Below are 18990 nucleotides of genomic sequence, written 5' to 3'. Positions count from 1 at the left end.
TTTTGATTAACAGATCGCTATAGCTGCCATGAAAAACAGAACGTACAAGTGAGTGACACAACAGGTGATGCCACTACTACCAATGCCGGTAACATTACTACCTTATCAGCACTACTGTTCCTTTCCTGTAAACAGTGCCGCAGAGTGCCTGGGCCCTTACCTGGTATACATAAGCACCCGGTGGTTGCAACTGGCCTTTATAGGTTCCATCCCAGCAATCTGAAGCATTATTGGTATGAAAAATGAGTTTACCCCACCTGTCATAAACACTAAAGTCAAGACCTGTTAAGGTTCCCCATTTCCGCACATTGAAACAATCATTATTACCGTCGCCATTGGGCGTAAAAGCTCCGGGCATTTTATAGCCGTTTTCCACTCGGCCCTTATAAACATTTACCGTAACTGAATCACTACCTGTACAACCCAAAGTGTTACTAACTTTTACATGATATGTTGTTGTTTGCAATGGAGCTGCAACCGGCGTTGCGATAGTAGAATCTGAAAGATAAGTTCCGGGGCTCCAGTTGTATACAAGACCGCCTGTGGCTCTCAGGTTTGTTGTGCCAATAATGCAATCTATATCATTCGATTTTGTAACTGTAATGTTTGAAAGCGAAGTAATGTTCACCACTGCAAAAAGTGTGTCAGCCATATTGCAAATATTGTCGGTAATAATTGCCTGGTATTTTGTAGACACCTCAGGTGTAGCAACTACAACAGGTTTATCAAACACGGTTAAACCTGCAGTGGGAGACCATGCATATTCATCCCCGCCTGAAGCCGTAAGCGTTACAGATTCTCCTTTGCACACCCCGGACGTTGAAGGAGTGACCGCAAAAACGGGTAACGGTTTTACAGACACCTGTACAGAATCTTTTATTTTACAGCCGTTATTATCTGTTACTTCAACAACATAGTTTGTGTTAGTTTTTGGCGATGCAACTGTAACAGGCGATATTGGATTTGCAAGATCTGATGGTGGAAACCAGTTGTATGATACTACACCGGGAGATATAGCTGATACAACTGCTGTACTACCAACACATATGAGCGTGTCGCTGGTACTGGCAGTAACAGCCGGCAAGGGGTTCACCGCTATTACCACAGAATCTGTCGCTGTACAGCCTGCGCCTGTTGTTACAGTAACTGTATATGTTGTGTTTGCAGCAGGTGTGGCAATAGGGCTCGGGTCAACACCGGAAGATAACCCGCCGGACGGAGACCATAAATATTTTACACCTTGTGTTGCACTGTTTGCGAGTATGATTGAACTTCCGGCACATATACCTGTATCAGCCATTGCTGCAACCGATGGTAATGCAGCAACATTGATCAATACAGAATCGCTTTCTATACAACCGTAGATGTCTGTTGCACTTACGTAATAGCGAGTGGTATCGTTTGGTGAAGCAACAGGATTGCTGATTGATATGTCTGTTAATGTATTGTCCGGCAGCCAGGCATAAGTCTGAACATTGTTCCCATTTGCCTGCAGCATTAATGATGAGCCGGTACAAAGTGTTGTATCACTCGTTACCTTCAATGCAATTGCCGCATGATTTGCAAGAACCAGTGTGTCTGAACTGGTGCAACCGCCGGAATTTTTTACATGCACAATGTAAGTGCCGGCACTATCTGCCAGGATCGACTGACTGGCGCTTCCGGTATTCCAGAGAAAACTTGCACCCGCATTTCCGGCATTGATCAATAAACTGTCAAGACGACAAATTGCAGTATCTGCACCAAGATTTACAGCGGGTGACACCGCATTTATGACATTGATACTATCCCGGACTACACAACCATAATAATTTGTTTCTACCCAATAAATACCTGCCTGTTTTATAGTTATACTGTCGTTTTGTACTGCCGTATTCCATGTATAGGGAGCAGGAAAAGTTGTTGACAAAACTATGCTATCACTACTGCAAAAAGCAGTATCAAAGATTGGTGACTTTGCGGGGGATGGTACAACAGTAATGCTTTTACACAATGAAGTTTGTGTTGGCAGCCCTTCGTCTACCATAAGATTGATATTGTAAATACCTGGAGCGTTGTAAGTAACAGGTGGCGGTAAGGAATCTGCGGAATTGGGCGTGTTGGAATTTGTACACCCTGAAAATTTTAGACGTGTAATCGCATTATTATCCGCATTTGTAATAAAGCTATAAATATCCTGATTAACGCGAAAGAGTTTAGATAAAGAATGCGGCTTGTCAAAATTGGCAATATTACCTAGTGATTTCGCGGTCGGGATTTGGTCAAAACCTGATCCGAAATCCAGCTTTATTATCTCGTCTGTATTGGCATTTACAATAAACCCTGTGTAACTGTCACAAAATTTTACGACAAGCATATCCCTCGGGGTAATAAGCGTATTGCCTGGATTACCCAGATCTACCGGTACAGGGGTATTTAGCAGGGAACTGCCAAAATCCAAACGAGTTATCGTATTACCTAATCCATTAGTGATAAACACTCTCCAAAAGTTATTATCATTTACAGCATAAATGCCATCAGGATAGTTGAGTAAACCAAAGTCGCCAAGATTAATAGCTGTAGGCGCTACATCAAAGTTGTTGGAAAAATCAAATCGTGTGATGGTATTGTTTAAGGCATTTACTGTAAATCCATACCAGTTATTACCTTCATTAAATACGTGCAAATCAATAGGCTGATCCAACAGTCCTAAATTCCCCCAGTTATGTGATATCTGAGAAACACTTCCCATTGAACTACCAAAGTCTATTACCACAACTCTGGGACTTGAATTCGGCAGCCCGTTTCCACCACCTACTACCACAATATACCATTTTCCATTAGCCTGAACTATTTGAACACCTTCTGCCTGATTAGGAATATCACCATTGTAATTTCCAAGATTTTCTACAACTGGTGTATTCAGAAGGCTGTTACCGAATCTGTACCTGATTAATTGTCCCGGAATATGATTGATACTAAATCCGTAATAATCCCCATTATCATCCTTAGCAAAATCCATAAATACGGGTTGGCTTAACTCACCACCCAAATTACCAAGATTCTCACCAACAGGGGTTTGATTAATATCTGCCACACAAAAATTCCAGTAAAAATTAGTGCCACCTTTCGTAAGGTTATTGATGTTAATTGGTTCATTGATACACACAGAATCAGGAACCGAAAAATCTGCTTCTACCGAGTTAGGTACAGTTACCACAAAACTGCATGAGTCTGATGCATACGTGGCGCATGTAGGGTTTGTTGATTGGAGATTAGCATTCCCGAAAATCCTGGCATCCCACAACGTATTGCCCTGCTTATTTTTCAGATCATTAAATGTATAATATGCTAACAAACCCGCCTGAGCAGAAGGATTCGGCAGCGCCTGGTTCATGTAAGCTCTGATTTGACTTTGCGATCTGGCTACACCCCATATTTTCACCTCATCAATATACCCAACCAAACTTTCCTGGGCATACCCTGGCAGGTAAGCCAGGTCTCCGATAGTGGTTAAAAGATTGTTTTGAACTAATGCTCCAGAAGCCGATACCCGGCTCATTAAAAAACCATTCCTGTAAAATTTTAGTGTTGTGCCATCGTAAACTAATGCAACATGATAAGTTTTGTTGATTTCAATTTCGCAAACCGGCGGTGTTACAAAATATCCATTCTCTGTGGTTATTTCAGCAGAGTTCGGTCGTAACAAGTAGTTAGTGTTTATCGGGTCTGTATGCTTTGACACCAAATCCCCGGCATATAGTCTACCGCGGGTGTAAGGAATGCTCCTGTTGAATTTCGCCTCGATTGTTATCTTATCCCCGGTAATATCCAGGTCACCAATTGTTACACCTCCATTATAGTTTGTAACATTAAGCCACGTACTCCCACAGGTTTGTGCTTTTAAACCAAAAACGGGCAATGCAAGAGCAATACATATCACCTTAAAATAATATGTAAATAAGGGTCTTATCCGGGTTGTAGTTACAGTAAAAATCATGAAATCCTGCGCATTAGATATACGCGAATGTCTTGTTTTTAAAGCACAAACGCACGGTTTAAAGTGTTTTTAAGCTGTATATAATCACCGTTGTAAATCATCATTCACAAACAGAAAAACCGCCGGCAACCGCTCCTTAAACAAAACTTAATCAAAAGTTTTAAAACTTAAATTTTAATTGCCTGTTTTACAATAAAATCAATATTTTCGTTACGTCCAAAGAAACAGTGCTACCATTCCTGAACGTTTCTACATTAAATGTTTTTGGTTTTTGGGTTACTGATCTCTATTGGTTTTATCTTTTCATTTAATTCAAAAAACATGAACATTTACGTAGGAAACCTCAACTGGAACATGACCAGTGATGACCTCAACAATCTTTTCTCTACTTACGGAGAAGTGGTGTCTGCAAAAATCGTTACAGACAAATTCAACAACAACCGCAGCAAAGGTTTTGGCTTTGTTGAAATGAGCGATGATGAAGCAGCACGCACTGCCATCAGCAACCTGAACGACTCAGATATCCAGGGCCGTAAGATTGTGGTAAACGAGTCAGCTCCACGCAAAGAAGGAGACGGCGGTGGCTACAAAAAGAAAAGCTTTGGCGGCGGCGGTGGAAACCGTGGCGGCGGCGGTGGTGGTTACCGTGGTGGTGGTGGTGGCGGAAATCGCGGCGGCGGCGGCGGTTACAACCGTTATTAATCATTCGTAATCAAACAAATTATACCAATAGTCTGGCTCCTGCCAGACTATTTTGTTTTACTAAACTGCATTGCTACTATCAGCATCCGTTGTGTCACTCACTTATACGGCTGGTTCAATATGCAGCAATACACAGTCTGCGCCAGCTTATATAACCATCTTTACCTGCAAAATGCCATCATTTGCCGATTAATAACAATGGAAATGAAATATTTACGAACTTACGCACCTAATCAAATGTTTTCATGAGAAGGTTGGTACTATGTTCATTACTGATATTATTTGTTTTGCTCAGCAACACAGCCCCCGCCCAAAATGACAGTTCCTGCCCACTCCGTATAAGTGTGTTAACCTGCTCGCCTGGTCAGGAACTTTATTCACTGTTTGGCCATAGCGCACTGAGAATTGTTGACCTGGCAAAACATACCGATATCATCTACAACTGGGGCACTTTTGAAGGATACGGAGAACCGGATTTTTACCTGAAGTTTATGCGTGGAAAGCTGCGCTACTTTGTTTCGCCTGATAAGCTGGATGATTTTATGTATGAGTACCAGTACGATGGCAGAAGTGTAACAGAACAAATCCTCGATCTAAGCTGCGAAGACAAACTAAGAATCAAACATGCTGTTGACAGCAACATGCTGCCTCAAAACAGGTTCTATAAGTATGATTTTACATTTGATAACTGCACCACCCGTATACGCGATATTATTGCTCAAAACACCGCGTCATTAAACCTGCCGGATTCGCTGGTACCCGCAGGTACTACATTCCGAAATATGCTGTATTTCTACCTCGACCGCGGCAGCCAGCCATGGAGTAAACTGGGTATAGACATTCTGCTGGGGTCTAAACTTGATAAGGTTGTAACTACCAGCCAGGCTATGTTTTTGCCAGAGTACCTCATGGCAGCTATCGATCTTTCCACAAGAGATAACAAAACGCTTACCGGCAATAAACGACAATTGCTACCGGCGCAACCGTACGGGGAAATGAAAGGAATATACGAACCGTTGCTGATCATATTTGCGGTTTGTCTATTGTTCTTTACGCTGAGTTTAGCTAAATCTTCCACCGCTAAACGCCTGACGCGTATTATAGATAGCCTGTTACTCTACTTAACCGGGTTGCTGGGCTTCCTGCTTTTATTTATGTGGTTCTTTACAGATCATGCAGCATGTGCAGATAACTATAATTTGTTATGGGCGCTTCCGCCAAATCTTATTATTGCGTTTTCCAATAAACAAAAGCAATCGGTGAGGTCTTATTTTAAATTAACATCCATTGTTCTGTTACTTACAATTACGCTTTGGTTATGGCTGCCCCAACAACTTAATATTGCGATATTGCCACTGGCTGTTTACCTGCTTTACCGGTATATTGCACATGCCGGCTTCAGTTTTCAAAAAAAGCCACAGGGTTAATTATGCACAAAAAATTTCAACATATCAATGCATCAGTATCATATACCCTGACCGGTATTAAAGAACCTGTAATTGTTCTCGTACATGGTTTCGGTGAAGATGCAACAGTATGGAATGAACAGGTTGGTTTTTTGAAAGAAAATCACCGCCTGCTTATTCCTGACCTTCCCGGAAGCGGCAATTCCTTTTTTAAGAACGCGGAAGTTGCATCATCAATTGATGATTTTGCTGAAATGATTGCCGCATTACTCATACACGAAAAAATATCGCACTGTATCATGCTTGGTCATAGTATGGGTGGATACATCACGCTTGCGTTTGCTGCAAAATATCCTGACATGCTGGAGGGATTTGGTTTAATACATTCAACCGCTTTTGCTGACAGTGATGAGAAAAAACAAAACCGTTTAAAAGGCATTACAATGATGCAGGAGTACGGCGGATATGCTTTTCTTAAAACCACCACCCCAAATCTTTTTTCTGAAGCTTATAAAAGAAATAATGCTTCCGGTGTGGCCGCATTAATAGAAAAAGGAAAAGATTTTTTAACGGCAGCTCTGCAACAGTATTACCAGGCAATGATGCAGCGGCCTGACCGTACGGATGTTCTGGAATGTAGCAAGGTTCCTGTGCTGTTTATTATAGGTACGGAAGATGTGGCAGCACCAATGAACGATATGTTGAAGCAAACACATTTACCCGGAATTTCGTTTATACATATACTAAACGAAACAGGCCATATGGGTATGTGGGAAAAACCTTTGGAAGTAAACGAAGCTGTTGACAGTTTTGTACGTTACGTTCAAAGCAGTTGAATATGGCGTTACCGTACAAGAGTGCGACGCAACAGGAGCATCATAGCACTGCCAAAGCCCGGACCATAAAAAAGACTTCTAAAGCCGTAACATGACATGAAAAAAATTGCACTGCTTATATTATTCATTCAGGCTTCTGTAAGCCTTTTTGCGTCTCATATTGTGGGAGGAGAAGTGTTTTATACCTACCTGGGCCCGGGTACAACGGCGGGCACAAGCAGGTATATGGTGTCCCTCAGGTTATTCAGGGATTGTAATGTACCGTGTAATGTGAACAATGTTGCCTGCCTTCCTTCGACTGCCATTGTATCCATTTTTACCAATGCAGCCCCCTTCAGTACAATAAAACAACTGGATTTACCCCTTGAAACCTCGCAAAGTCTTACGTTGCGAGGATACCCTGCATGTATATCAACAAGACCAGCCATATGCTATGAAGTAAAGACATATGCAGCTGAAGTAACACTTACTGATAATGATGCCGGATATGTACTTGCCTACCAGAACTGCTGCCGTGCAGATGCTGCCAATGTTCTTAACAGCGCCAGCAGTATCAACGGGTCACCGGGCGTTACTTACGATTGTATAATGCCTGGTAAAGATGTCTTGCCATCCGGCACCAATTCCAGCGCTACATTCAACCTGAAAGATACTGCCCTGGTTTGCTACCAAAGCAATTTTACGCTTGATTTTAGTGCAAGGGATGAAGATGGAGATTCGTTGAGTTATGAGTTTGTTCCGGCATACCAGAGCAACCCTGCTTTTACTGCATCTAACGACCAGTTACCGGCATTTCCGCCAGAGTATGATTCTGTTGATTACCGTACAGGGTATAGCGGTTTACTACCGCTGGGTGACAAAGTTTCGATTAATAGTACAACCGGTATTATCAGTGGCATTTCGCCCGCTACTCCCGGAAAATATGTGGTTGCCGTTATTGTGAAGGAATGGCGCAACAAGAGGGTTATTGGCGAGCATCGCAAAGACTTTATAATGCGTGTTGAAAACTGTAATTTTCCCGAGGCCGACCTTGCGCCTTCTTTCATTACATGCGATGGTTTTGACCTGTCATTTAAGAACAACTCCACCTCTCCTATTATCACTTCTTATTACTGGGATTTTGGCGTTGACAGCACCACCTCGGATACATCAAACAGCCCGACACCAACATTTATTTATACAGACTCCGGCACCTATACCGTTACGCTCATTACCAACCGTGGCCAGCAATGTACAGATACGGCTACCACCATTGCAAAGGTTTACCCGGGCTTTATTCCTGATTTTGCTGTTGATGGCAGTTGCGTACTTAACCCTTACCAGTTTACTGATAAAACAACATCCAGGTACGGAAGAGTTGATAGCTGGCGCTGGGATTTTGGCGAGACCACTACGCTGGCAGATACATCTTTACTACAGCATCCCGGCTACAGGTACGGGGCAGTTCAGTCGCCGGAAGTCAGGCTGATCGTTACCAACAGCAAAGGTTGTATAGATACTGTAACGAAAACGCTGTCCATTTCAGATAAACCAGTAGTAGATCTCGCCTTCAGGGATACGCTGATTTGCGCCATTGACACGCTTTTGCTAAAAGCCAGTTCAGCAACAACGGGCATCACTTATACGTGGAGCCCCGGCTATAATATCAGTGATATCAATATTCCCGAACCACTCGTCTGGCCAAAAACCACAACAGTATACAATGTAACCATCAACAACAGAGGATGCATTGGTACAGACTCGGTAAAGGTAAATGTCATCTCGGCTGTTACGCTAAACCTGGGGCCTGATACTACGATTTGTTTAACAGACCCGGTACAGATGTTTCCAAATACAAACGCGCTTTACTTTTCATGGTCGCCGGCGAATGATGTAGATGATCCTTCCGCGAAAAATCCTTTTATTACACCAGTTGGCAGTTCATCTACCTACACACTGACAGCCACTGTTGGAAAATGTAATGCTACAGATAACATAACTATAAAGGCAGTGCCATACCCACAGGTTTATGCGGGTGCAGATACGGCTATTTGCTATGGCTCTGCCGCTGCGCTGCACGCAACCACCACCGCGCCAAACTATGCATGGTCGCCAATAACAGGGCTTATAAGGGCCACTACACTAACACCTTCGGCAACACCATTTACCACTACTTCTTATACCATTACCGTATCAGACGTACAAGGGTGCCCCAAACCAGTAAGCGACACAGTGGTGGTGAACGTTATACCACCGGTGCCTGCATTTGCCGGCCGGGATACAGTGATTGTTGTAAACCAGCCATTGCAGCTAAACGCTACCGGTGGTGCTGTTTATACGTGGAGCCCCCCTACTGGCATGAGCGATCCTAATATTCCTAACCCGGTAGTAACATTGGCTACGCCGTTCGATTCCATTGTTTATCGCGTAAGGGTTAGTACACCGGAAGGTTGCTCTGCAACAGACGATATAAAAGTAACCGTCTTCAGGTCTAACCCCGACATCTTTGTACCATCTGCATTTACACCAAACGGCGACGGGAAAAATGATATTATTAGACCCAGGGTGATTGGTATCAGGCAATACAATTATTTCCGTGTTTATAACCGGGAAGGCAAAATGATGTACAGCACCAGTACACAGGAACAGGGCTGGGATGGCAGTTATGGAGGGCAGTTACAGCCGCCGGGTGCTTATGTTTACATGGCACAGGCCATAGATTATACAGGTAAACTCATCAATAAAAAAGGAACCGTAGTATTGATAAGGTGAGATTTTTTGTACCCGGCTTTGGTACGCTTATCATCACCTGTTGCGTCGCACTCTTGTACTGCAAAACATGATGCAGCAGCGCCGGGTGCAACTGCGTAAACAGAATGTGCAGGTTGATAATATAACAGCAGATACAACCGGAATATAAAGACTGTATTACAGTGCCTGCCTGCATAACAGCGGGGCCGCTGTTGCCATATGTACTGCAGATGAAGTGATTGCGACGCAACGAAGATGCCATGAAAAACGTAAGCCGGTATCTGATTATTTATTCCTCCTGCTCAGCACGATTGGTGAAATTTATTATTTTCACTGCATGACCAGAACGCTTGCTGTACTAGCTGCTTTATTTTTTCATGGCTGGTTGATTGCCCAAAGCAGCGATGTTATAAAGCCCGACTCAATAAAGAAAGAACTTACAGCTACTGAAATTTTTACCACCCTCAAAGTTGATGGCCATTTAAACGAAGCCGAGTGGCTGTTGGCAAAACCTGCTCCGCGCTTTATACAGATCGAGCCTTACCAGGGAACATTGCCTTCGTTTGAAACAGAAATACGCGTACTTTACAATAAACAATTCTTGTACTTTGCCATAGTCTGCCATGATTCGCTGGGCAAAAAAGCCATACGTGCAACCGACTTTAAAAGAGATTTTGATTTTCTCCAACACGATGTGGTTAATATTGCTTTTGATGGGTTTAATGACAAACGCAATGCAATGTCTTTTGCCACCAACCCTTATGGTGTGCAAAGAGATTTGCTGGCATTTGATGACCTTTATTATGATGAAGACTGGGACGGTTTGTGGCGTGTAAGAACATCGCGGAACGATTCGGGCTGGGTTGCAGAAATTGCCATACCGTGGCAAACGTTGCGTTATCCAAAATTTGACAAAGACAGTGTACAAACGTGGGGTTTCAACATGTACCGCAACCGAAGGCTTACCAACGAGGTTACTGCTTTTTCAGAATACCCACGGTCTTTCAGTTCGTTGCGCATGGATTATGCCGGCATACTAAGCAATTTAAAACCGCCACCGCCCAAAACAAACATACGGTTTCAGCCATACCTGTTGTCATCTTACGATCATTACAAGGGTTTTGACAGCTCAGTTAAAACAAGTGAAACAAACTACAAATTTGGCGGCGACCTTAAATGGGCGATTAACCCGAATGCCGTATTGGACCTTACTGCCAATACAGATTTTGCGCAGGCAGATGCAGACAGGCAAGTGAATAACGTTACACGTTTTTCGGTGTTCTTCCCGGAGCGCAGGCAGTTTTTTTTGGAAAATGCTTCGTTGTTTGGCGTGGGGGTTAGTCAGAGCTTTGACTTTTCTGGTGGTTCAATGCGTATACAGCCATTTTTTAGCAGGCGTATAGGGCTGGATGATGCAGGAAATCCAATACCAATAGATATAGGTGGTAGGTTTGTGTATCGGTCTTCAAAAGAAAACTACGGTGTAATGGCCATGCGACAGCGCGGTAACGATATTACGCCTGCAACAAATTTCTTTGTGGGCAGGTTTTCAGAAAACTTTGGTAAACAAAATCGCATCGGGGCTTTGGTTACGGTAAGAAACCGGCCGGATGTTACAAACGTGGTAACGGCTGTAGATGGTTTCTTTCGGCTTGGAGAGCCACATTCGCTGAATACGATGATCATTCATTCCACCTCAACAAAAGATGGTGGAAAAGGCATTGCAGGTTTTGCGCAGTACTTTTATTCTACCAACCAATGGAAAGTATGGTGGACGCAGACACTGGTTACAAAAAACTTTAACCCGGATATGGGTTTTGTTTCCCGCAGCGATGTGATTGGCGCTACACCCGGCATTATCTGGTACTACCGCGGTAAGCAATTACCTTTTAAAAAATATTTGAGGGCATGGGAGCCCAGTATTAGTCCTGAGTTGTATTATCAGGCATCTACAGGTAAACTTGTGGAGCGAACAATGTCTGTGTACCCGCTATGGTTAAACATGCAAAGCGGCGCTTACCTTGGTTATGGTATTATTCCAACCTACCAGCGTTTAACAGAGTCGTTTGAACCACTGGGCGTGGTTATACCCTCCGGCGAATACAACTATACACGTCACCAGGTTTGGGCCAGTACAGACCCGTCAAGGAAAATAAATGCGCAACTTTTATTTACCGGGGGCAATTACTTTAATGGCAAGCTTAGCTCTACAGAATTTACTTTGCAAATTGCACCTGACCCACATTTTTCATTAACAGGCCTGCTTAGCCGCAACACTTTTGTAAAAGTGGGTACACCACAGACCACAGCTACCATTGATTTATACAATATTGAGTGCCGGCTTGCCTTAAATCCGCGATTACAATTGATTGGTTTCTACCAGCGCAACTCGCAAAACAAGGAATACAATTACAACATCCGGCTTTCCTGGGAGTACCAGCCGCTGAGTTATGTTTATATCGTACTTAACAGGGGAGGTTTTCAAACTGTGCAGGGAAAGGCGCTTGCAGAAACACATGTGATTGCCAAGGTGAGTTATTTGAGGCAGTTTTGATGGTAGACAATATCAAAAAAAAGAACGGCTGCCAAAGGCAGCCGTTCTTTTTTTATGCATTGATCATTTGTTCTTTTTCTTCGAGCCATTTCTTTCTGCCGTAACCTTCAAACACATGCCTTTCGCTGTGGTAAGAAGAACGCACAAGCGGACCGCTTTCCACATAATCAAAACCCAGCCCGTAGCCTATTTCTCTCAGTTCGGCAAATTCGTCAGGGTGCACGAAACGTTTTACCGGCAGATGTCTTTGTGTAGGCTGCAGGTACTGGCCGAGCGTGAGTACATCCACATTAACTGCTGCGAGATCTTCCATGGATTGGATTACTTCGTCCTTTGTTTCTCCCAGGCCAAGCATAATGCCTGTCTTAGTGCGCATACCACCCTGTTTCAGGACTTTCAATACTTCGAGGCTGCGCCGATATTTTGCCTGTATACGCACCTGCTTTGTAAGGCGCTCTACTGTTTCCATATTATGGCTCACCACCTCCGGTGCTGCGTCAATGATACGTTGTATGTTTTCCGTTTCGCCTTTGAAATCCGGTATAAGGGTTTCCAGGGTCGTATCCGGGTTTAATGCCTTTACGGCTTTAATGGTATTGTACCAGATAACTGAACCACCGTCTTTTATTTCATCCCTGTCTACACTTGTTATTACTGCATGTTTGACTTTCATCAGGTGGATGGCTTCCGCAACACGTTGCGGCTCGTCCCAATCTACTGCATCAGGGCGACCGGTGGCTACGGCACAAAAACCGCAACTGCGTGTACAAACATTACCGAGTATCATGAATGTGGCTGTGCCTGCCCCCCAGCATTCTCCCATATTGGGGCAATTGCCGCTTTCGCAAATGGTATGTAGTTTATGTGTATCTACAAGGTTGCGTACATGTTTGTAGCTTTCACCAATGGGTAACTTTACACGAAGCCAGTCTGGCTTTTTTACTTTCTGCACAATGGGTAATTCCTGCATCTTATGTTATACTTTATCTGGATAGTAAGTTTAAGAATAATTAATGAGCCTGTAACCGCGCCCTGCAGCTGCGCAGTGCTTTGCAGTACAAGTGAGTGACACAACAGGCGATGCCATGAAAACATTAGCTGGTAACAAAATTTACTGCGATAATGATTGCGGGACCGACTGAAATAACACCGGATATTCAGGCTGCAAAATTAGGTTACTTTCTGCTACCAAATTCAATAGCTACATAACCGTTGAAGAAGAAGCGCTTTTCCGGGTTGTTGATCATAATGGGCATTGTTTTAGTGTAGAACTCGCCATTTATGCCCACCTCGATTGCGGAAAGAAACTCGTTGAAGCGACCATAGTCGAAGCGTAAGGCAAAGCGTGCCTGCGCACCGGGTACAAACTTACCGTCTCCAAAACCTTTGGTGAAACCGCTGGAACCATTGATGGCTGCAGGATCGAGAAAAAGCGCCTGGGTAGCACTGTCTGAACCTGGGTATTTAATATCGCGGTTTACATTGTCTACATCCTGCACATTTAGAAAATATGGCTTTAAATAGCCGAGACTTAAACCGCCGCCGTAGATGGCTGAGACGGCCACACCATTTTTATTTCCCTTGCCGCCGATGAGTTTCTGCTGACCCAGGCCTAATTTGAGGTAATAAAAATTATTCTGTTTACCGAAAATGTATGGATTACCGAGAAGTCCAAAATCGCCGATAATACGTGTTATTCTTTCTTCTTTGGGGCTTTTGCGTTCGCCAAATTCGAGCCACCAGATGTTTGTTGTAGTGATGGTTTTGTATTTTCCATGCTCGTACAGAACGCCCCAGCCATCAGTATTTAATTTGAAACCAAAAGCTGATTGTTTTGAATAAACGAGTGCCCCTTCTTCTTCCTCCTTAATCAGCCTGTTTATTTTTTCTTTTCGTTCCTGTTTCTTCTTTTCTCTTTCGCTCAATTCCTTTCCTGTTGTTGTTTGACCAAAGCCAGTAGCCGTAAGAGCGCTCAGAACTATCAGAAAATATATCTTCTTCACTATGAATTATATTTGTTGCTCGTAAATTTAGGCAAATTTAAAAATATGACTTCTCAAATTATTTATAAAGGGGCGTTAAGAACAGAGGCTGTTCACCTGCAAAGCGGCACTGCCATTGAAACCGATGCGCCTGTTGATAACCAGGGCAAAGGTGAACGCTTTTCTCCAACTGATTTGCTTGCAACTTCACTGGGGAATTGTATGGTCACGATTATGGGTATTAAAGCACGTGACATGCAGGTTGATCTTACTGACACAAAAATTGACATTACAAAAATTATGAAAAGTGAGCCACGCAGGGTTGGTGGTATAAAGGTATCTTTTCATTTTCCGCAACACCTCCGGCTTGATGACAAACAGAAAACAATTCTTGAAAATGCCGCAAAAACATGCCCGGTGGCAAAAAGTATTCACCCAGACATAGAGCAGGATATCACTTTTAACTGGTAATATTTTGGGTAGGCCCGGTGTGGACGATACTGTAACAGGTGGGGAAGGTGTAACTGCACTTGTATTGTAAATATCTGCGCAGGGAAATAAAGAAACCGAAACTTTTTAAAGAATACACTTAAGACGGTATTGCCAGGGTAAGCACCGGCAACTAGCTTTGTAACCTGAAGGCCGTTGCTAACACCTGCAGAGATCATTACCAATAAATAAGGCCGCTGCGTAGCAGCGGCCGTGAAAAACTTATCTATTGCTTACACCAAGTAATTGATGATTTTGAGGGATGCATAGGCGAGTGCAGGAAAATGTAAACGATGAACAACTGCGTTTCGCTGGTTAATGACGCTTATCTTCACCAGTAATCGCTCGGTTTTCGTTTCCCCTGCAGCGTAACTTAATACTAAAGTGCTACCTGTTTTTAATGTGCTCATTAGTTCCTTCACGGGTACATGCATTAATCTGGACGAATTATCGGCAAAGCGCCATTGTCGGATTATATTGCCTTTTTCATCTTTCAAAAACACAACCCTGTTCGTGCCTTTTTCACCGCAGTGGCTATATAATATGGTCAAATCTCCATTTCGGTCAGATTCGCTAAGCTGCACGGTTAATGCACGGTACCCGTTGATGACAAATTGCTTTGAAACCAGTTTGCCGTTAAGATGGACTTCAAACTGATCGCCACCGGCATATACCTTTACAATAGAACAGATTGCATATAAAGCGAATACCCAGGCAAACCGGGCTGCTTTTAACATTGAGTGTAACATAACAGCAATTTTTTTTGTGATGAATAATTCTTCAAAGTAAATTATCCCTCACCGTGTGCTGTTACAATATCTGATGAATTGACTACTGGTGATGACGTAATGCAATCTTGCAAAAAAAAGGCTTACTATGCGTTAACCTTATCTGACAGAAAGAGTTTGATCTTTTTCAACAGGACAGAGAAATTAATGGGTTTTTCTATAAAATCATCCGCGCCGTAGCCAACATATTCTTCTTTAGAAACAACAAGACCCGAGATAAGAATGATTTTTGTCCGCTTCGTTCTGGTGGTAGACTTTAGCTGCATGCAAATATCCCTGCCGTCCAACTCAGCCAGTTTAATGTCTAACAAAATAATATCGGGCATAAGCACATTGACCATATTGATGGCTGCTTCTGGCCTGGAGAGCGTTGTTACATTATAACCATTATTTTCAAGCAGTCGTCCTAAGGATAAAAGCACATCTTCTTCATCATCAATTATCAGGATATTTTCCATGGTGTTTTCGTGTTTGACATTAGAACCATAGACAAAAGTTATGCCTTTTTATCTGCCGGTAAAATTATAATCTCCTTAATATAAAACAGATCATATTTATAAAATTTTTATTTATAATATGTAAATTTTTCCACACATTGCACGCAAAAAAGCCGGCAACGCCGGCCTTTTTGCATTCACCCATTTCCTGAAAAATTACCCTACCTTTTATACACTTCAATTGATCCGTTCCCGCCTACTTTTAATACCATATTTTCATTGCCATTTACAATGGTAATAAGGTATTTTGTTTCATTGTCCATCGTGTATTCAACGATCTCTGTCTTTTTAAAATCACTGTATTTCTCATTCACCGCTTTTAAAACCGGCAGCGGCAAATGCTCTTCTGATACAAAGGTGCTGGTAGCAATAACATCACCATCGGCATCGAAAAATGCAGAAACATTTTTATGCTGGTAATTAAAGGTGACGCGTAAAATGCCCGAACCTACCTCCTGCCATGTTGCATTTTCTGCGCCTGCAAATTCTTTTTTGAAAGATTTTAATACCGATTGATTTACATCTTTACCATCATAGGCAAAAGTGGCGCTTGTTGTAAGGCTGAAAATAACAGCTAATGTTGCAATAATCTTTTTCATGTTAACTTGTTTTTTGTGTTTTTAAATAAGTAAGCTGAACCCGGTGCTTTCAATACATTCTTCATCTACTCGCATGCTTTTGTTCAACAACACCACAAAGCTATTATGAGGCATTCCTTAAAAAAATGCAAAGTCGATAGACTGACAGAATACAGCGGCAAACTGCAGATTATTGTAGGTAAGCTGCATTCATGCTTATTCACCTGCGTGGGATGAGCAGACAAATAATTATCTTCATTACTATTTAAACCAGCATTTATTATGGGAAAGTTTCATAGTGCAATGACGAATGCACACATAGATTTTATTCGTCAGCAAAAAATGTTTTTTACAGCTACGGCACCACTCAGCGCAACCGGTCATATAAACCTTTCACCCAAAGGTCTGGACAGCTTTCGTGTACTGTCTCCTACAAAAGTCATCTACATGGATATTGTAGGCAGTGGTAATGAGACTTCCGCACATATCCTGGAAAACCAGCGTATCACTTTCATGTTTTGTGCTTTTGAGGGCGCACCCAATATCCTCAGGCTATACGGAAAAGGCCACACCGTTACAGATACTCATGCAGACTGGCAGCAGTATGCGTCGCTCTTCCAGCTACCATTGGCGGTAAGGCAGTTTATTGTTGCAGACATTCATAAAGTACAAACATCGTGTGGGTTTAGTGTGCCATACTATGACTATGCCGGTGAAAGAGACCATGCAGAAAAATGGGCTGCTAAAAAAGGTATTGACGGATTACAGGATTACATGCAGGAAAAAAACATGGTGAGCATGGATGGTTTACCCACGGCCCTTGCTATTGCGCATAAATAAATAACTATTGCATAGTACTGTGGAAAAATATGTAGGGCTTTTAGTTTTTCCTTGGTATATTTAGTTGCCATAAAAATTAAAGGATCATGGGTTCTGCATCCTTATTATTACTCATTACAGCAGCGGTTGCTTTTTCAGCTATAGGTATAGCAGTAGCAAAAATACTGACGAAGTCGAAACCAAACTTTGTAAAGGGGCAGCCATACGAATGTGGCATACCTGTTTCCGGTTCTCCCTGGAATCAATTTAATATCGGCTATTACCTGTTTGCCCTCATTTTCCTGATCTTCGATGTAGAGTTAATTTTTCTTTATCCCTGGGCAGTAGTAGTAAAACAGGTTGGCATAACCGCACTTGTAGAAATCATCATTTTCTTTTTCATATTATTTATGGGCTTTCTGTATGCACACAAAACCGGTGCATTAAAATGGGTATAGCAAAGCAGTCATCACCAATAGCAACAAGCGCATGAAAGAATCCGGCAATACAACACAGGAGGCTTTTCCGGGCCAGGTGCACCAGGCACCGGGCGGCGGCATACTGGTGAGCAAACTGGACGAAGTCATTAACTGGGCGCGTGCAAACTCTCTTTGGCCCCTTGTTTTTGGAACAAGTTGCTGTGCCATAGAAATGATGAGTACTGCAGCACCCAAATACGACTGGAGCCGATTTGGTTTTGAAGTTGCCCGTGCCACTCCACGACAGGCAGATGTAATTATTATTGCAGGTACCATCGTAAATAAAATGGCCCCGGTGCTTAAACGTTTGTACGACCAGATGCCTGACCCGAAATACGTAGTGGCAATGGGTGCCTGCGCTACAAGCGGCGGTCCTTTCTTTTACAACACATACTCAGTAGTAAAAGGTGCAGACCATGTTATTCCTGTAGATGTGTACATTGCCGGCTGCCCGCCAAGACCAGAAGCGCTGATACATGCATTGATCGCCTTGCAGGATAAGATAAAAGCAGGCGGCAGGATAGATAAAATTCGTATTGAAAAACAATAGAAGATTTATGTACCCGGCTGCAGTGCTGCTATTAAACTTTTGTTGCGTCGCACTCTTCATCGTTCAGATCAATATTGAACAGAAAGCACAAGTGAGTGACACAACAGGCGATGCCATAAAAAACAACAGCTTGTAACCAAACAATAAGTTTTGACTAACGACGAACTTAAAATAAAACTCGGCGAACTATTTCCATCATCAGCATTTGAAGAAGGAACGGAATGGACAACCATGTTAGCCGAACCTGTATTATGGAAAGAAATTGCGCTGCAATTGCGCCACGAATTGGTGCTCGATTTTTTATTCTGTATTACATGCGTTGACTGGAAAACACACCTGGCAATGGTTTATCATTTGCGATCAACAACAACACAAGACACAGTAGTTGTAAAAGCCAAACTTGACAGGGAAAACCCGCAGATAGCAACGGTTTCAGACATATGGCGCACAGCAGAATTTCATGAAAGAGAAGCGTATGATTTATTTGGTGTGCAGTTCATTGGTCATCCTGATCTGAGACGATTGTTTTTAACAGACGACTATGAAGGTTTTCCATTGCGTAAAGATTTTGAAGACCCGGTTAATATGATCAAACTATAAA

The 18990-nt window shown here is 42.7% G+C and carries 16 protein-coding genes; 10 read left to right on the top strand and 6 right to left on the bottom strand.

Annotated features, from left to right (window positions below):
* Positions 1-97: 97 nt before the first annotated feature.
* A complete protein-coding gene (locus tag I5907_RS14565) occupies positions 98-3922 on the bottom strand; it encodes an Ig-like domain-containing protein (protein WP_196991542.1) in 3825 nt (1274 codons plus the stop codon).
* Between the two features lie 378 nt (positions 3923-4300).
* Between I5907_RS14565 and I5907_RS14560 the strand changes: the two genes are divergently transcribed.
* The 5 genes from I5907_RS14560 (at position 4301) to I5907_RS14540 (ending at position 12207) form a co-directional block, all read left to right on the top strand.
* A complete protein-coding gene (locus tag I5907_RS14560) occupies positions 4301-4681 on the top strand; it encodes an RNA-binding regulator (protein ID WP_196991541.1) in 381 nt (126 codons plus the stop codon).
* 245 nt (positions 4682-4926) lie between these two features.
* Positions 4927-6108: a lipoprotein N-acyltransferase Lnb domain-containing protein gene (locus I5907_RS14555; RefSeq protein ID WP_196991540.1), complete on the top strand. Its 1182-nt coding sequence runs from the start codon at positions 4927-4929 to the stop codon at positions 6106-6108.
* A 2-nt stretch (positions 6109-6110) separates the two neighbouring features.
* On the top strand, positions 6111-6923 hold the full coding sequence (locus I5907_RS14550; RefSeq protein WP_196991539.1) for an alpha/beta fold hydrolase: 813 nt from the start codon (positions 6111-6113) through the stop codon (positions 6921-6923).
* A 96-nt stretch (positions 6924-7019) separates the two neighbouring features.
* On the top strand, positions 7020-9674 hold the full coding sequence (locus tag I5907_RS14545) for a PKD domain-containing protein (RefSeq protein ID WP_196991538.1): 2655 nt from the start codon (positions 7020-7022) through the stop codon (positions 9672-9674).
* A gap of 316 nt (positions 9675-9990) precedes the next feature.
* On the top strand, positions 9991-12207 hold the full coding sequence (locus tag I5907_RS14540) for a carbohydrate binding family 9 domain-containing protein (protein WP_196991537.1): 2217 nt from the start codon (positions 9991-9993) through the stop codon (positions 12205-12207).
* A 52-nt stretch (positions 12208-12259) separates the two neighbouring features.
* Here I5907_RS14540 and lipA read toward each other — a convergent pair whose 3' ends face one another.
* Positions 12260-13177: a lipoyl synthase gene (gene lipA / locus I5907_RS14535; RefSeq protein WP_196991536.1), complete on the bottom strand. Its 918-nt coding sequence runs from the start codon at positions 13175-13177 to the stop codon at positions 12260-12262.
* A gap of 205 nt (positions 13178-13382) precedes the next feature.
* Positions 13383-14210 carry a hypothetical protein gene (locus I5907_RS14530; protein WP_196991535.1) on the bottom strand — a complete coding sequence of 276 codons (828 nt, stop codon included), beginning with the start codon at positions 14208-14210 and terminating at the stop codon, positions 13383-13385.
* Between the two features lie 45 nt (positions 14211-14255).
* Here I5907_RS14530 and I5907_RS14525 point away from each other — a divergent pair, with 45 nt between their 5' ends.
* Complete coding sequence (locus tag I5907_RS14525; RefSeq protein WP_196991534.1) at positions 14256-14660, top strand: OsmC family protein; 405 nt, start codon at positions 14256-14258, stop codon at positions 14658-14660.
* Positions 14661-14911: 251 nt separating this feature from the next.
* Here I5907_RS14525 and I5907_RS14520 read toward each other — a convergent pair whose 3' ends face one another.
* The 3 genes from I5907_RS14520 to I5907_RS14510 form a co-directional block, all read right to left on the bottom strand.
* Positions 14912-15427, bottom strand: coding sequence for a hypothetical protein (locus I5907_RS14520; RefSeq protein ID WP_196991533.1), 516 nt, complete (start codon positions 15425-15427; stop codon positions 14912-14914).
* A gap of 125 nt (positions 15428-15552) precedes the next feature.
* Complete coding sequence (locus tag I5907_RS14515; protein ID WP_196991532.1) at positions 15553-15924, bottom strand: response regulator; 372 nt, start codon at positions 15922-15924, stop codon at positions 15553-15555.
* A gap of 200 nt (positions 15925-16124) precedes the next feature.
* Complete coding sequence (locus tag I5907_RS14510) at positions 16125-16562, bottom strand: hypothetical protein (protein WP_196991531.1); 438 nt, start codon at positions 16560-16562, stop codon at positions 16125-16127.
* Between the two features lie 261 nt (positions 16563-16823).
* Between I5907_RS14510 and I5907_RS14505 the strand changes: the two genes are divergently transcribed.
* From I5907_RS14505 to I5907_RS14490, 4 genes are all read left to right on the top strand, one after another.
* Entirely contained in the window at positions 16824-17381 is a 558-nt protein-coding gene (locus I5907_RS14505) for a pyridoxamine 5'-phosphate oxidase family protein (protein ID WP_196991530.1), read from the top strand.
* 86 nt (positions 17382-17467) lie between these two features.
* Entirely contained in the window at positions 17468-17818 is a 351-nt protein-coding gene (locus tag I5907_RS14500) for an NADH-quinone oxidoreductase subunit A (RefSeq protein ID WP_196991529.1), read from the top strand.
* Between the two features lie 31 nt (positions 17819-17849).
* Positions 17850-18389, top strand: coding sequence for an NADH-quinone oxidoreductase subunit B (locus I5907_RS14495; protein ID WP_196991528.1), 540 nt, complete (start codon positions 17850-17852; stop codon positions 18387-18389).
* Between the two features lie 150 nt (positions 18390-18539).
* On the top strand, positions 18540-18989 hold the full coding sequence (locus I5907_RS14490) for an NADH-quinone oxidoreductase subunit C (protein ID WP_196991527.1): 450 nt from the start codon (positions 18540-18542) through the stop codon (positions 18987-18989).
* Position 18990: the final 1 nt, after the last annotated feature.

It is taken from the genome of Panacibacter microcysteis (assembly GCF_015831355.1).
Classification (GTDB): Bacteria; Bacteroidota; Bacteroidia; order Chitinophagales; family Chitinophagaceae; genus Panacibacter; species Panacibacter microcysteis.
The sequence above is the reverse complement of the archived record's forward strand: the minus strand, read 5'-3'. Positions and strand labels throughout refer to the sequence as shown.

Coding starts and splice junctions, on each gene's coding strand:
- I5907_RS14560 (WP_196991541.1), top strand. CDS start 4,301: ATGAACATTTACGTAGGAAACCTCAACTGGAACATGACCAGTGATGAC.
- I5907_RS14555 (WP_196991540.1), top strand. CDS start 4,927: ATGAGAAGGTTGGTACTATGTTCATTACTGATATTATTTGTTTTGCTC.
- I5907_RS14550 (WP_196991539.1), top strand. CDS start 6,111: ATGCACAAAAAATTTCAACATATCAATGCATCAGTATCATATACCCTG.
- I5907_RS14545 (WP_196991538.1), top strand. CDS start 7,020: ATGAAAAAAATTGCACTGCTTATATTATTCATTCAGGCTTCTGTAAGC.
- I5907_RS14540 (WP_196991537.1), top strand. CDS start 9,991: ATGACCAGAACGCTTGCTGTACTAGCTGCTTTATTTTTTCATGGCTGG.
- lipA (WP_196991536.1), bottom strand. CDS start 13,177: ATGCAGGAATTACCCATTGTGCAGAAAGTAAAAAAGCCAGACTGGCTT.
- I5907_RS14525 (WP_196991534.1), top strand. CDS start 14,256: ATGACTTCTCAAATTATTTATAAAGGGGCGTTAAGAACAGAGGCTGTT.
- I5907_RS14520 (WP_196991533.1), bottom strand. CDS start 15,427: ATGTTACACTCAATGTTAAAAGCAGCCCGGTTTGCCTGGGTATTCGCT.
- I5907_RS14515 (WP_196991532.1), bottom strand. CDS start 15,924: ATGGAAAATATCCTGATAATTGATGATGAAGAAGATGTGCTTTTATCC.
- I5907_RS14510 (WP_196991531.1), bottom strand. CDS start 16,562: ATGAAAAAGATTATTGCAACATTAGCTGTTATTTTCAGCCTTACAACA.
- I5907_RS14505 (WP_196991530.1), top strand. CDS start 16,824: ATGGGAAAGTTTCATAGTGCAATGACGAATGCACACATAGATTTTATT.
- I5907_RS14500 (WP_196991529.1), top strand. CDS start 17,468: ATGGGTTCTGCATCCTTATTATTACTCATTACAGCAGCGGTTGCTTTT.
- I5907_RS14495 (WP_196991528.1), top strand. CDS start 17,850: ATGAAAGAATCCGGCAATACAACACAGGAGGCTTTTCCGGGCCAGGTG.